This window comes from Streptomyces sp. NPDC022910 (assembly GCF_055561075.1).
In genome coordinates, this window is sequence record NZ_JBVHHL010000012.1 from 91,522 (window position 1) to 104,953 (window position 13,432).

13 protein-coding genes are annotated in these 13,432 nt (G+C 70.5%); 10 read left to right on the top strand and 3 right to left on the bottom strand.

What is annotated here, in order from left to right:
- The first annotated feature begins 29 nt into the window (after window positions 1-29).
- The 5 genes from ACZ3TS_RS14625 to ACZ3TS_RS14645 all read left to right on the top strand — a co-directional run bounded on the left by ACZ3TS_RS14625 (window position 30) and on the right by ACZ3TS_RS14645 (window position 6,527).
- Window positions 30-1,163, top strand: a complete 1,134-nt coding sequence (locus ACZ3TS_RS14625) for an ROK family transcriptional regulator (RefSeq protein WP_467617484.1) — start codon at window positions 30-32, stop codon at window positions 1,161-1,163.
- Window positions 1,164-1,432: 269 nt separating this feature from the next.
- A complete protein-coding gene (locus tag ACZ3TS_RS14630) occupies window positions 1,433-2,764 on the top strand; it encodes an ABC transporter substrate-binding protein (RefSeq protein WP_467617487.1) in 1,332 nt (443 codons plus the stop codon).
- A gap of 46 nt (window positions 2,765-2,810) precedes the next feature.
- The gene (locus ACZ3TS_RS14635; protein ID WP_467617490.1) at window positions 2,811-3,788 is read left to right on the top strand and encodes a carbohydrate ABC transporter permease; all 978 of its coding nucleotides are present in this window, start codon (window positions 2,811-2,813) and stop codon (window positions 3,786-3,788) included.
- Window positions 3,789-3,813: 25 nt separating this feature from the next.
- The gene (locus ACZ3TS_RS14640) at window positions 3,814-4,692 is read left to right on the top strand and encodes a carbohydrate ABC transporter permease (RefSeq protein ID WP_467617492.1); all 879 of its coding nucleotides are present in this window, start codon (window positions 3,814-3,816) and stop codon (window positions 4,690-4,692) included.
- Window positions 4,693-4,697: 5 nt separating this feature from the next.
- Window positions 4,698-6,527, top strand: a complete 1,830-nt coding sequence (locus ACZ3TS_RS14645; RefSeq protein WP_467617495.1) for a hypothetical protein — start codon at window positions 4,698-4,700, stop codon at window positions 6,525-6,527.
- Between the two features lie 7 nt (window positions 6,528-6,534).
- On the opposite strand, the gene ACZ3TS_RS14650 is transcribed toward ACZ3TS_RS14645, so the two are convergent.
- Together ACZ3TS_RS14650 and ACZ3TS_RS14655 are read right to left on the bottom strand one after the other, a co-directional pair.
- Entirely contained in the window at window positions 6,535-7,230 is a 696-nt protein-coding gene (locus ACZ3TS_RS14650) for a DUF6461 domain-containing protein (protein WP_467617497.1), read from the bottom strand.
- Window positions 7,231-7,318: 88 nt separating this feature from the next.
- Complete coding sequence (locus ACZ3TS_RS14655; protein WP_467617500.1) at window positions 7,319-7,984, bottom strand: nucleoside/nucleotide kinase family protein; 666 nt, start codon at window positions 7,982-7,984, stop codon at window positions 7,319-7,321.
- A gap of 222 nt (window positions 7,985-8,206) precedes the next feature.
- On the opposite strand from ACZ3TS_RS14655, the gene ACZ3TS_RS14660 reads away from it, so the two are divergent.
- The 5 genes from ACZ3TS_RS14660 to ACZ3TS_RS14680 all read left to right on the top strand — a co-directional run bounded on the left by ACZ3TS_RS14660 (window position 8,207) and on the right by ACZ3TS_RS14680 (window position 12,541).
- Window positions 8,207-8,470 (top strand): hypothetical protein, encoded by a 264-nt coding sequence (locus tag ACZ3TS_RS14660; RefSeq protein WP_467617503.1) that lies wholly within the window; start codon window positions 8,207-8,209, stop codon window positions 8,468-8,470.
- A 114-nt stretch (window positions 8,471-8,584) separates the two neighbouring features.
- Window positions 8,585-9,325 (top strand): HAD family hydrolase, encoded by a 741-nt coding sequence (locus ACZ3TS_RS14665; protein WP_467617506.1) that lies wholly within the window; start codon window positions 8,585-8,587, stop codon window positions 9,323-9,325.
- Window positions 9,322-11,679: a glycoside hydrolase family 65 protein gene (locus tag ACZ3TS_RS14670; protein ID WP_467617508.1), complete on the top strand. Its 2,358-nt coding sequence runs from the start codon at window positions 9,322-9,324 to the stop codon at window positions 11,677-11,679. Before ACZ3TS_RS14665 ends, ACZ3TS_RS14670 begins: the two co-directional genes overlap by 4 nt.
- A gap of 134 nt (window positions 11,680-11,813) precedes the next feature.
- Window positions 11,814-12,320, top strand: a complete 507-nt coding sequence (locus ACZ3TS_RS14675) for a type 1 periplasmic-binding domain-containing protein (protein ID WP_467617510.1) — start codon at window positions 11,814-11,816, stop codon at window positions 12,318-12,320.
- Window positions 12,317-12,541 carry a substrate-binding domain-containing protein gene (locus tag ACZ3TS_RS14680; RefSeq protein ID WP_467617513.1) on the top strand — a complete coding sequence of 75 codons (225 nt, stop codon included), beginning with the start codon at window positions 12,317-12,319 and terminating at the stop codon, window positions 12,539-12,541. The genes ACZ3TS_RS14675 and ACZ3TS_RS14680 overlap by 4 nt, the downstream gene beginning before the upstream one ends.
- A 32-nt stretch (window positions 12,542-12,573) precedes the next feature.
- Here the strand turns inward: ACZ3TS_RS14680 and ACZ3TS_RS14685 are convergent, their stop codons facing one another.
- Window positions 12,574-13,344, bottom strand: a complete 771-nt coding sequence (locus ACZ3TS_RS14685; RefSeq protein WP_467617516.1) for an SDR family NAD(P)-dependent oxidoreductase — start codon at window positions 13,342-13,344, stop codon at window positions 12,574-12,576.
- Between the last annotated feature and the right edge of the window lie 88 nt (window positions 13,345-13,432).

Here is a 13,432-nt window from a genome sequence, read left to right on the forward strand (position 1 = left end):
GACCCGTTGGGGGAACTGTGGAACACGACGTGGCGGAAGCTCCGTCCCTGACCGAGAGTGCGAGCGCGGTGTTCGCCGTGCTCGCCAAGGCGGGCAGTGCGACCCGGCCACAGCTCGCGAGCTTGGCGGGCCTGTCCAAGCCGACGGTCTCCTCCGCCGTCGCCGAACTGGAGAGCGCCCGGCTCGCCGTCTGCTCCGGCACCTCCTCCAGTGGCACCGGTCGCAGCGCCGTCGTCTACGGTCTCGGGCCGGCCGCCGGGGCCGTGCTCGCCGTCGACCTCGGCCCCGCTCACACCCGGGTGCGCGGCTGCGCCTTGGACGGGACCCTCCTCGCCGAGGTCACCCGCTCCCGCGCGGATGCCGCGGACGCCGTACGCGAGGCCCTCGCCGCGCTGCCTGCCGATGCCCCACTGCGTACCATCGTCGTCGCCGTCGGCGACGTCAGTGCGCCGGACCGGGAGGGGGCCGGTATGCGCCCCGCAACCGCCAAGGCCGGTCCCGCCTTCGACGCGATGGCCGTCGCGTTGCCGTCGGGTGTTCCCGTGCACCTCGAGAACAACGTGAACTGCGCCGCGCTCGCGGAGCTGCACGAGGGCGCCGCCCGCGGCCGCCACACCTTCGGCTATCTGAGGATCGGCGTGGGCATCGGCCTCGGCATCGTCGTCGGCGGTCAGGTGCTGCGAGGAGCCAACGGCGCCGCAGGAGAGCTGGCCAGACTGCCCTACCCCTGGGGCGAAGGCCGCGAACCGCGCCACGAGGCGCTGGAGGAGTACATGGGTGCGCGCTCCCTCCTGCGCCGGGCCGCGGAGGCCTGGCAGGACACCGACGGACCGTGCCCCCGCACCGCCGAGCGGCTGTTCGCCCTTGCCGGGCAGGGCCGGGCCACGGCCCGCGCGGTCGTGGGCCGCCATGCTGCCGACGTGGGCCGGCTCGCCGCCGCCGTGGCCGCCGTGCTGGATCCGGGACTGATCGTGCTGGGCGGCAGTACCGGCGCGGACCCGCGGCTCCTGCCCGGAGTGCGGGCCGAACTGGCACGGCTGAGCTGGCCCACCGAGGTGGTCAGCAGCACGGTCGGGGACTCCGGAACCGTCGTGGGCGCCGCCCGGCTCGCGGTCGCCCGAGGAGTCCAAACCGTGACCGAGGCAGCGCGGGCGAAGGATTGACGGCCTCCGACTCGGTCTGCCAATGTCCGGACAAGCGCTTTCTAAGTCGGGCGGGACGCCGGCTTGGGGTGAGCGTCCCGGCCGTGCGTGAAGTACGGCAGCCGTGCGAGGGCGTGCTCGTGCGGCGGCGGCCGTGATGGCCGGGGATCCCACCCGTCAGGGCGGCGCGGCCGGGCGAGGCCGTCCCCCCGGGAGGCGCGTTCCGAGCAAGTGCACCCGTGCCGCAGCGACCGGCCGGGGGATCCGTCACGCACATCAGGGAGGACCCGGTGGGTCACCACATCTCGCGCAGAACCCTCTTCCGCACCACGAGCGGTCTCGCCGTCGTCGGCGCGCTCGGCAGCTCGCTCACCGCCTGCGCCGGCGGCACCGGCGCCGGCAGCGACTCCGGGAAGCTGACCATGACCTGGTGGGGCAGCGACGACCGCCATGCCGCCTACAAGAAGGCGCTTGCCTACTTCCAGCAGAAGAACTCGAAGATCAAGATCGAAGAGCGCTATTCCGGCTACGACGGCTACTTCGACAAGTTCAACACCCAGGTGGCCGGCGGCAGCGCCCCCGACCTGCTGCAGATGGACACCGCCCTGGTCGCCCAGTACGCCCGCAAGGGCGTCCTCGCCCCCCTCGACGAGTACGTCGGCAAGTCCCTCGACCTGACGGGGTTCTCCAAGCAACTGCTCGCGGCCGGCACCGTCGACGGCAAGCTGTACGGTGTGCCGTCGGGCATCGGCGTCAACCAGCTCACCGTCAACCGCAGCGGACTGGAGAAGCTCGGCCTGAAGCTCCCCGACCGCGAGTGGACCTGGGCCGACCTGAAGAAGCTCGCGACCGACGTCTACAAGAAGAGCGGCGGCAAGATCTACGGCGTCGACGACGGCGGCGGCTCCACGCTCCAGTGCTTCGAGGTGTTCGCCCGCGAGAAGGGCCAGCCCTTCTTCTCCGCCGACGGCAAGAAGGTCGGCTTCACCGCCGACACCCTCCAGGAGTGGTGGGAGTACTGGGCGGAGATGCGCAAGATCAACGCCTCCCCGCCGCCGGCGATCACCTCCGCCGCGCACAACGACCTCACCAAGAACGCCGTCGTCATAGGCAAGGCGCTGTTCACCTTCGACTCCGGCGTCTACGGTGCGGGCGGCTCCATCACCGACGCGCAGCTGGACTTCCTGCCCACTCCGCAGGGCGACTGGTCCGGGGCCCGCGAGGGCAACTTCGTCAACGGCGGCGTGCTGCTCAGCGCCACCAAGGCAAGCAAGCACATCGCCGATTCCGTGAAGATCATGGACTTCTTCGCCCAGGACGAGACGGCGATCAAGGACATGCAGCTGCTGCGGGGCATCCCGCCGACCGAGAAGGCCCGCTCCCTCATCTCCTCGGGCCTGACCGAGACGGACAAGCTGAACATGGCGAACGCCGACTACATCTCCAAGCAGGTCACGAAGGCGACCGACGCCCTGCCCGCCCCCGCCGCTCCGCCGAAGGGCGCCGACCAGATCTGGGACCTGCTGTTCCAGTCCAACCTCGCCGTCGCCTTCGGCAAGAAGTCGATCAAGGCACAGCTCGGCGAGTTCTTCGACCAGGCCGCCAGCATCCTGGCCCAGTAGGACGCGCGGCACAAAGGAACACCGGGAGAGGGCCAGGGAGATGAGTATGACCACCGCCAAGACCGACGAGGTCGTCAAGGAGCCGCAGGCTCCCGCGACCCCGTCCGACCAGCGGGAGCGTGACCGCATGCGCCGGCGCCTCGCCAGACGGCGGGGCGGGGGATGGTGGCCGTACCTCTTCCTGGCCCCCTGGTTCGTCGGCCTTTCCGGCCTGACGATCTACCCGATGCTGGACTCGCTGTACCTGTCCTTCACGGACTTCGACCTGCTGTCGCCCGCGAAGTGGGTCGGCGCCCGGAACTACACGCACATGTTCACCGACGACCCGGCCTTCTGGGACTCGGTGCACGCCACACTCCTCTACGTCGTCGTGTCGGTACCGCTGAAGCTGGCCATGGCGCTCGGCGTGGCGATCATGCTCAACCGTCCGCTCAAAGGCATCGGCCTCTACCGTGCCGCCTTCTATCTGCCGTCGCTGCTCGGCGGGGCGGTCGCCATCGCCATCGTGTGGCGGCAGGTCTTCGGCGGCGACGGACTGTTCAACGACTTCCTCGGCTGGTTCGGTGTCAGGGGCCAGGACTGGATCTCCAGCCCCGACACCTCGATCTACACCCTCATCCTGCTCGCCGTCTGGCAGTTCGGCACCCCGATGGTCATCTTCCTCGCCGGCCTGAAACAGCTGCCGAAAGACGTGTACGAGGCTGCAGCGATCGACGGCGCCGGAACGTTCACCCGGTTCTTCCGGATCACCCTGCCGCTGCTGACCCCGATCGTGTTCTTCAACGTCGTCCTGCAGATCATCGACGCGTTCAAGACGTTCACACCCGCCTATGTGATCAGCAACGGCACCGGCGGACCGCTCAACTCGACCATGCTGTACTCCCTCTACCTCTACAAGAAGGGCTTCACCGACCTGCAGATGGGGTACGCCTCGGCGCTGGCCTGGGTGCTGTTCCTGGTCATCGCCGGATTCACGGCGGTCAACTTCATCGCCAGCCGCTACTGGGTCCACTACGACGACTGAGCGTCGGTGAGGAGTTAGTCACCCCATGTCCGCCATCACCCCGTCCGTCTCACCGCTGCGGAAGCTGCGCTCGCTCACCGGCCCGCGCCGCATCCTCGTCCACACGCTGCTCAGCGGCGTGGCGGTGGTCATGCTGTATCCGCTGCTGTGGATGCTGAGCAGCTCGCTGAAGCCCGACACCGAGATCTTCACCCACCCCGGCCTCATCCCGAACACGCTGCACCCGCAGAACTACTCCGAGGGCTGGAGCGGCTCAGGCAACTCCTTCGCGCTCTACATCACCAACTCGCTGATCGTCACGATCGGCGCGGTGATCGGCAACGTGGTCTCCTGCTCGCTGGCGGCCTACGCTTTCGCCCGCTTCGAGTTCCGCGGCAAGAAGATCTGGTTCGGCCTGATGCTCGGCACGTTGATGCTGCCCATGCAGGCCACCCTGATCCCGCAGTACACGATCTTCTACAACCTGACCTGGATCAACACGTACCTGCCGCTGATCGTGCCCAAGTTCCTCGCGGTGGACGCGTTCTTCATCTTCCTGATGGTCCAGTTCATCCGCTCGATCCCGCGCGAGCTCGACCAGGCCGCCATGATGGACGGCGCCAACCCGTTCCAGATCTACTGGAAGATCATCCTGCCCCTGATGCGGCCGGCCCTGGTGACCACGACCATCTTCACCTTCATCTGGACGTACGACGACTTCCTCAGCCAGCTGGTCTACCTCCAGCAGAACGCCCGCTTCACCGTTCCGCTCGGCCTGACCCTGTTCCTCGACAAGACCAGCGGCTCCTCCTACGGCGCGATGTTCGCCATGTCGACGCTCGCTCTCCTCCCGACGCTCATCTGCTTCCTCGTCTTCCAGAAGAGGCTGGTCGAAGGCCTGGCGACCTCCGGCATGAAGGGATGACCTACATGCATCTGCCTCACCAGCGTGGCCCGTTGCAGGACCTGCCGGACAGTCCGGTGGCGTACGACAGCGTCCTGGCCGAGGTCACCGAGGAGGCTCTGGCGCGCATCACGCCGGAAGGCAACCTCGAACATCCAGGCGCCCTGGACGACATCGGCGACACCTCGCTCGGCATCACCGCATTGCTGGCGCTGGCCTGGCAGCGCACGAAGGACCCGCGCCTGCCCGAGGCGGTCCGCCGCAGCCTGGCCTTCCATGTGCGCGAGCGGGTCTACACCGAGGACAACCCCGGCTACCCCAACCTGCGCGTACGGGACTCCGGTCTCCCGTACGCGCGTTACGTCCTCGAAGCGGGCGCCCACCCCATCGGCGACTGGCCGAGCACGGTGTGGGCCCTGCTCCAGGCGGTCAACGTCCTCGACGCGGCGGACGGGCTCCTCGACGACGAACAGCGTGCGGACCTCCTTGCTGTGGCACACGGTTACTGGCACTGGCTGACCGAGGCCACCTTCTTCAACCCGCAGGAGGCGGGCAACCAGGCGATCGGGTGCGTCGTGGGCGGCCTGATGCTGGCCCGCCATCTTCCCTCCACCGAGGGTGAGCCGGTCCGCGCACGGGCCTTGCGCCTGTACGCCGAGGAGATCCGCGCCCACCGGGTACGGGACCGGGGCGCCCTGCTGCCGCCCGAGCACGGGGGCGCGTACGACAACAACTACGGTCCGATCTCGCTCTCCTTCCTCGCCCAGGCGCACCGGGTCAGCGGCGAGGAGATCTTCGCTCAGGACGGCGACGCGCTGGCCCGCTACATCGACGCGCGCCTGACGAACGGCGGCTTCGACAACGGCGGCCCGCGCTACAGCGAACAGCACTCCGGCTTCGAGTCCGTACCGGGCCTGCGCTACTTCAGCCGGCGCATCGGCTCCGACCTGGGCCGCTACCGGGGCGACACACGCTGGGGCCGGCACGCGGTCCACCCGGACGGGGGCATCGACGGCCACTTCGCCTTCATGCTGGTCTGGCAGATCCAGGACCCGACACGCTGGCACCGTACGCCGTCGACGTCGGCCGCCCGCCACCAACTACGCGCGGGCACGGTATCGGTGGCCTTCGACGACCGGATGACTCCGGCACTGGTCGAAGCCGCGGGTACGTACTACCTGCCGGCCGCGGTCAACCGCCAGCACGGCTTCGGGCCGGTCCTCGACGGCTTCCTGATGTGCCGGCCGATGGGCGAGGTGCGCGTCCGCGACGTCCGTACCGACGCGCTGACGGCCAAGCTGGTCACCAAGCCGGTCGTCGGCCGCGACCACGTCCTGCGCCACGTGCGGTCCCTGTACGTCACCGACGGCACGAGCCTGTGGGTCACGGTCGCCGTGGAACGGCTCGGCGGAGCGCCCTACCTGCTGGCCGGGCTGCCGTACGCCACGGACGACGGCGACCGGGTGCGCAGGACGGCGCAGGCGCAGGTGGCGGGCGCAGGTGAACTGAGGCTCACGCACCCACAAGCCGTGGGCACCGACCATTTCGACGCCCGCGCCGAAACCACCCAGGAACAAGCGGCCTTCGCCCTCGCCGCCGACCCACGCGGCTACGGCAACCCCGACGAGGGATGGCGCCACCTGGTGTCCTCCACCGCACTCGAAGCCGGTCCCGCGCCCGGTGCCCCGGACGACCTGCACGTCTTCGCCGTGCGGTACGGCCCGGGAGGCCCGTTCACGCCCGCCTTCGAGTCCGGTGCACAGGGCCTGACCGTGCGGACCGAAGCCTTCACCGCGGTGATCGGAGAGAGCGCGGGCGACGCTCACGGGGATCCTGAGCTGACGCTGCACGGGTGAGAGCCCGTCAGCCCCTGCCGAGCTCCAGGCCGTGAGCGGCGGCCCCGGCACGAATGGCGCCGACGTCTCCGTCGTCGGCGCCCATGTGCGGGCTGCCACGCACCGCGTACGCGGGCAGGCGGGCGTCATCGAGGAACGCCGGGGACAGCGACAACCCGAACCGCTTCTCGAAGACGGCGAGGGTACGGCGTAACACCGTCCTGTAGCCCTCGTCCCCGTGCGTGACCGGGGTGAGGCCGTCCGCCTCGAGTACCTGCCCGGCGACGAGGTCGGGCAGGAGCAGGTCCGGTTCCCGTCCCCGGCGGACGGATTCCTCGTTCAGCCCGAACCCGCACAGGAGCACGCCGTCGCGTGCGTAGTGCACGGTGGCGGGGGGATGCTCCTGCATGGGCACGTAATGGACGGCCTCGACGCCGTCCTCGGAGATCTCCGCCAGCAGGTCGCTCCCGGTCGAGTCCCCGTACTCCAGGGCGAAGGCCCAGCCCGCGCACTCGCCGACCCGGACGACGCCGTCACCTTCCGCGCCCGGCCGGTACGCCTCCAGTCCGAGGCCGGCCACTGAGGCGTCGGTGATCGGCTCCGTCGCTCCGTCGGGAGCACCGCCCATGCGCAGCGCCAGCTCCCTCGCGGAGATTCCCCGCGCGAACACGACACTGGACATCCAGTGTTCGAGCTCCACCAGCCACTGAATCCCGTCACTCACGATGACCTGCCCCCTGCCCCTGGTGCGTTCTCCGCACACTCACCGGCGCCACCGACAATCCGGCTGCCACCGCGCGACGCCGGACAGGTCAGGACCGTGCGTTCGGAGCGAAGGACGTCACCAGTGCTGCCCCGGGCACGACCAGGTCCGCCCGGTAACTGGTCGTCGCCACCAGGTCCGCGTTGCGCTGATCCGTGCCGAGCACCCACGCCACCGCCTCATCGTGCTCCTTGCCGAACTCCTCATGGCGGGCGACGAGCCGGCGGATGCGCTCCTCCTCGTCGAGTTCGCAGAACCACACCTCGTCGAGGTACCGGTGGACCCTCGCCCAGGCGCCCGTGTCCAGCAGCAGGTAGTTGCCCTCCGTGACGACCAGCCGGGCCGTCGGCGGCACGGGGATCGCTCCCGCGATCGGCTGCTCCAGCACCCGCTCGAATCCCGGCGCGTACACGATCTCGGCGTTCTCCTCCTCGCGCAGGCGCCGCAACAGCGCCGCGTACCCTGCCGCGTCGAACGTGTCGGGCGCGCCCTTGCGGTCCCGGCGGCCCAGGCGGTCGAGCTCGACATCGGCGAGGTGGAAGCCGTCCATGGGCACGTGCGCCACCCACGGCGGCCCGTCACCGTTCAGTTCGCGCACCACGTGCTCGGCGAGCGTCGTCTTGCCCGCACCAGGGCTGCCCGTGATGCCGAGGATCGCACGGTGACCCGGCCGCGCCAGGGACGCGGCCCGCTTCAGGAGGTCGTCGAAGGTCATGGAGGTACGCCGCTCGCTGCCGGGGTGGGTCCTCGCCATTGGACCAGAGGTCGCGCAGGATCGCGAGAACGACGGATGGGCCCACGGCGCCCCTCGGCCGTGCCGCCGGCCGGCCGAGGAGTCGCTGGTGTAGGTGGGGGATCGCGGGGAAGGCGCAGTCAGAGGGCCGCCCGCACCGGGCGCGCGCCATGCGAGCAGACGGGAAAGGAACCACGGCGTCGTATGAGCGAGTCACGACTGCATGACCACGACGATGCGGTGGAACTCGAGCGGCTGCGGGCCGAGGTGTGCGTGAGCATGGTCTCGGCCCATCTGGAGCGCCGGCTCAAAGGGCTGACGGACGCTCAGGCCAAGGCGCTCGTCGTCGTCGGCGGCGAGGCGGGCGAGTGGCTCGCCAGGTACGACCGCACAGTGGTCGTGGCCCCCTGGAGTACCTGCATGCGCTCGGCTGCGGCGTCGGCGGAACGCGGGGTCGGACGTTCCTGAGGTGATCCGCCCACGACGGCATCGGCGCCCACATGGGCGCTTCTGCGGCGTGGGGGCGGCGGAATGTGGCGCTCGCCACTCTGTGCACGGCGTTCTTCGGGGAAAGTGGCCCCTATGACAGAGCTCGGTCTTCCGGACGGCATCCAGGCCTGCCTCTTCGACCTCGACGGGGTCATCACCAAGACCGCCGTCGTCCACGCGGCCGCGTGGAAGCAGACGTTCGACGACTTCCTGCGCCGACGGGACGGGGACACCTACCGCCCCTTCGACGAGGTCGCCGACTACGACGAGTACGTCGACGGGCGCCCCCGCGCCGACGGCGTGCGCACCTTTCTCGCCTCGCGGGGCATCCACCTGCCCGAGGGCGACCCCGACGACCCGCCGGAGCGGCAGACCGTCCACGGCCTCGGCAACCGCAAGAACGAACTGCTCCTGGAACTGATCCGCACGCGCGGCGTCGAGGCCTACGACGGCACGATCCGGTACGTCGAGGCCGTGCGGGCCGCCGGCCTGGGTACGGCCGTCGTCTCCTCCAGCGCCAACTGTCGTGACGTGCTGCGCTCGATCGGCGCCGAGCACCTCTTCGACGTGCGCATCGACGGAGTCGTCGCCGCCGAGCGGCATCTGCCGGGCAAACCGCACCCGGACACCTTCCTCGCCGCCGCCCACGACCTCGGCGTCGAGCCGAAGGCCGCCGCCGTCTTCGAGGACGCGCTCGCAGGCATGGACGCCGGGCGATCCGGCCATTTCGGGTACGTCGTCGGCGTGGACCGCGTCGGCCAGGCGGACGCGCTGCGCGCCCATGGCGCCGACGTCGTCGTACGCGACCTCGCGGAACTGGGGGAGCGGCCGTGATCACGCACACGTCGTACGCCGTCGAGCCCTGGGCGCTGCGCGAGCGTGGACTGCACCTCGACGTCCTGCCGCAGAGCGAGTCCGTGTTCGCGCTGTCCAACGGGCACGTCGGCTGGCGCGGCAACCTCGACGAGGGGGAGCCGCACGGACTGCCGGGCTCCTACCTCAACGGCGTCCACGAACTCCATCCGCTGCCCTACGCCGAGGCGGGTTACGGCTACCCAGAGTCCGGGCAGACCGTCATCAACGTCACCAATGGCAAGATCATCCGTCTGCTGGTGGACGACGAGCCCTTCGACCTGCGCTACGGCACCCTGCGCTCCCACGAACGCGTCCTCGATCTGCGGGCCGGCACGCTCACCCGGACCTGTGAGTGGACCTCACCGGCCGGCACGACGGTCCGGGTGCGCTCCACGCGCCTGGTCTCCTTCACCCAGCGGGCCATCGCCGCGGTCGCGTACGAGGTCGAGGCCGTCGACGGACCGGCCCGCGTCGTCGTGCAGTCGGAGCTGGTCGCCAACGAGCAACTGCCGGGCCACGACGGCGATCCGCGTGCCGCGGTCGTTCTGGAGTCGCCGCTGGAGGCGGAGGAGCACTTCGCCAAGGGTGGCCGGCTGCGGCTGGTGCACCGCACCCGCAGGAGCGGCCTGAGGGTCGGTGCCGCGGCCGACCACATCGTTCGCGGTCCCCGGCCGACCACGACCGAGAGCGAGGCGACCGACCACCTCGCACGTCTCACCGTAGCCTCCGCACTGGATGCCGGCGAGCGACTGTGCGTGGAGAAGTTCGTGTCGTACGGCTGGTCCGGCACACGCTCGCTGCCCGCGATCAGCGACCAGGTGGACGCGGCGCTGGCCGCCGCCACGAGTACGGGCTGGTCCGGTCTTGTCGCCGAACAGCGAGCCTATCTGGACGAGTTCTGGGCACGTTCGGACGTCGAGGTGGAGGGCGACGAGCAGATCCAGCAGGCGGTCCGTTTCGCCCTCTTCCACGTTCTGCAGGCCGGTGCGCGCGCCGAGCGGCGCGCGATACCCGCCAAGGGGCTGACCGGCTCCGGCTACGACGGCCATGCCTTCTGGGACACCGAGATGTTCGTGCTCCCGCTGCTCACCTACACCTCGCCCGACGCGGTCGCCGAGGCGCTGCGGTGGCGGCAGAACACGCTGCCCGCCGCCCGGGAGCGGGCCGCCCAACTCGGGCTGCGGGGGGCGGCGTTCCCGTGGCGGACCATAGAGGGCTCGGAGGGTTCGGCCTACTGGCCGGCCGGCACCGCCGCGTTCCATGTGAACGCCGACATCGCGGACGCCGTCGTCCGCTACACGGCGGCCACCGGCGACGAGGCCTTCGAACGCGACACCGGCGTCGAACTGCTGGTGGAGACGGCCAGGTTGTGGCGCTCGCTCGGACACCACGACAACCATGGCACCTTCCACGTAGACGGGGTGACGGGCCCCGACGAGTACAGCGCGGTCGCCGACGACAACACGTACACCAATCTGATGGCCCGCGCGAACCTGCTGGCCGCCGCCGACGCCGTGGAACGCCATCCGCGCCGGGCCCGGGAACTGGCCGTCGACGAGGAGGAGAGTGCGGCCTGGCGCGACGCGGCCGAGGCGATGCACGTCCCGTACAACCACGAACTGGGCGTGCACGAACAGCACGCCGGATTCACCCGCTACCAGCGCTGGGACTTCGCCGCGACCCGCCCCGACCAGTACCCGCTCCTGCTGCACTTCCCGTACTTCGACCTGTACCGCAAACAGGTGGTCAAGCAGGCCGACCTGGTCCTGGCGATGTACACGTGCAGCCCCTACTTCGACGCGGAGCACAAGGCGCGCAACTTCGGCTACTACGAGCCCCTCACGGTGCGGGACTCGTCGCTGTCCGCGTGCTGCCAGGCGGTCATCGCGGCCGAGGCCGGCCATCTCGGCCTCGCCTACGACTATCTGCACGAGGCCGCGCTGATGGACCTGCAGGACCTGGAGCACAACACCCGCGACGGCCTGCACATCGCGTCCCTCGCCGGTACGTGGATGGCGCTCGTCGCGGGCTTCGGGGGACTGCGCCACCACGGGGCGAAGATCGAGTTCGCGCCGCGCCTGACCGAGAAGTTCGGCCGGCTCGCCTTCACGCTGCAACTGCGGGGCCGTCGGCTGCGGGTGGAGATCGGGGGCAGGGCGGCCACGTACACACTGCTCGACGGGGAACCGATGGCGATCCACCACCACGGCGAACCGCTCACACTCGACGCGGACAAGCCGCGCACCCGCGACATCCCGCCTCTTGGGAGCCGCCCCGCTCCGGACCAGCCACTTCACCGGCGGCCCAACCACCGGGGGGCCGCACGGAGCTGAGGGCCGAACCGTTCGCCCGGCGTCAGCGGGAGGTCAGTCTCCACGCCCAGAGCCTGCACAGCGGCCGCAGCTGGACGGTCGGTCTCAGGACGACGGACGGCATCGGCCGGTTCAGCACCCCCGTCCTGCTCGGCGTGGAGGACGCGCTCGGCACCGGGAAGATCTCGGTACTCCTGTGCGACACCCGGGGCGACGCCATCCGGGAGCAGCACCATTTGCGCACGCTGATGGACCGCAGGGTCGACGGCATCATCGTCACCGGCCGCCGGACCGACCCCCGCTGGCCGGCGTCGACTCCGTGCCCACCTTCTACGCGCTCTCACCCTCCACCGACCCCGCCGACACCTCGGTGGTCACCGACGACCGGGGCGGGGCGCGGTTGGCCGTCGACCATCTGCTGGGCCACCGGCCGCTCCCGGATCGCACACGTCACCGGGCCCGAACACCACGCCGCCGCCCGCGACCGCGCCCGTCACGCCGTCGAGCACCTGGAGCGCTCCTCGTTGAGCCTCGCGACCGACCGGGTCCACTTCGGCGAGTGGAGCGAGGCGTGGGGCCGCCGGGCCGCCGACGCGGTGCTGCGCATGGCACGGACACGGACGCGTCCTTCTGCGGCAACGACCAGATCGCCCGCGGTGTGACGGACGCGTTGCGCGAGCGCGGGGTGAACGTCCCCGTCGACGGGTACGACAACTGGGACACCATGGCGTCGGCGTCCCGTCCGTCCCTGACCACCATCGACATGAACCTCACCGAGATCGGCAGGATCGCCGCCCTGCGCCTGCTGGAGGCCATGGACGCCGATCCGGCACCGGGCGTGCACAGCGTGCCCTGCCGGCTGGTGGTGAGGGAGTCCAGCTGAGGTCCCGGCGAACACCGGCCATGTCATCCGCGTCAGACGCTGTACCCGCCGTCGACGCCCAGAGCCTGCCCGCTGATGAACCCGGCCCGGTCCGAGGCGAGGAACGCGACCGCCTCCGCCACGTCAGCGGCGGTGCCGAAGCGGCGCAGCGGGATGTTGCGCCGGGTGATGTTCAACGCCTGCTCGTCGAGTTCACCGGTTGCGATGAGCCGTGCCGCGATGCCGTCCGTCAGCATGCCGGGAGCGACGCAGTTCACGCGCACGCCGAACCGCCCCTCTTCGGCGGCCAGCGCCCGCGCGACCGCCTCGACCGCGCCCTTGGTGCCCGACGACAGCCCGTCGCGCACCGGGAACCGGCGGGTGGCGACGGTGGTGACCGCGACGATGCTGCCCCGGCTCTCCCGCAGCCTCGGCAGCGCGGGATGCACCAGTGTGAAGAACGCCCCCGCGTCCGCGTCGAGCTGCGCACGGTACTGGCTGGGCGAGACCCTGCTCAGATGCACCATCGGTACATGCGGGCCCGCCGCGTACACGACGGTGTGGATGCCGCCGAAGGCGTCGGCGACCTCGTTCACGGTCCGTGCCGTGGCGGAGTCGTCGCCCAGGTCGAGCCGCAGGGGCAGCACGCGACGCCCGTGCTCGCGGGCCTCGCGGGACAGGGCCTTCGCCGCCTCCTGGTCGGCACGGTAGGTGAACGCCACGTCGCTGCCCCGCTCCGCCAGGATCCGCACGATCGCCGCACCGATCCCCCCGGTACCGCCCGCGACGAGGGCGCCGCCCGTCCTGTTGGAGAAGTCCGACACCGCACGGCCTCACAATCCTGTCCGCGTACAGCCGGGAGAGGGTACTCCAGCTCCCGGCCGCACGCGCAGATGTGTGCGGGGTCGCGCC

Bases quoted from the DNA above. Each gene is read 5' to 3' on its own strand.
- ACZ3TS_RS14635 (WP_467617490.1), top strand. From the start codon at position 2,811: ATGACCACCGCCAAGACCGACGAGGTCGTCAAGGAGCCGCAGGCTCCC.
- ACZ3TS_RS14640 (WP_467617492.1), top strand. From the start codon at position 3,814: ATGTCCGCCATCACCCCGTCCGTCTCACCGCTGCGGAAGCTGCGCTCG.
- ACZ3TS_RS14645 (WP_467617495.1), top strand. From the start codon at position 4,698: ATGCATCTGCCTCACCAGCGTGGCCCGTTGCAGGACCTGCCGGACAGT.
- ACZ3TS_RS14655 (WP_467617500.1), bottom strand. From the start codon at position 7,984: ATGACCTTCGACGACCTCCTGAAGCGGGCCGCGTCCCTGGCGCGGCCG.
- ACZ3TS_RS14660 (WP_467617503.1), top strand. From the start codon at position 8,207: ATGAGCGAGTCACGACTGCATGACCACGACGATGCGGTGGAACTCGAG.
- ACZ3TS_RS14665 (WP_467617506.1), top strand. From the start codon at position 8,585: ATGACAGAGCTCGGTCTTCCGGACGGCATCCAGGCCTGCCTCTTCGAC.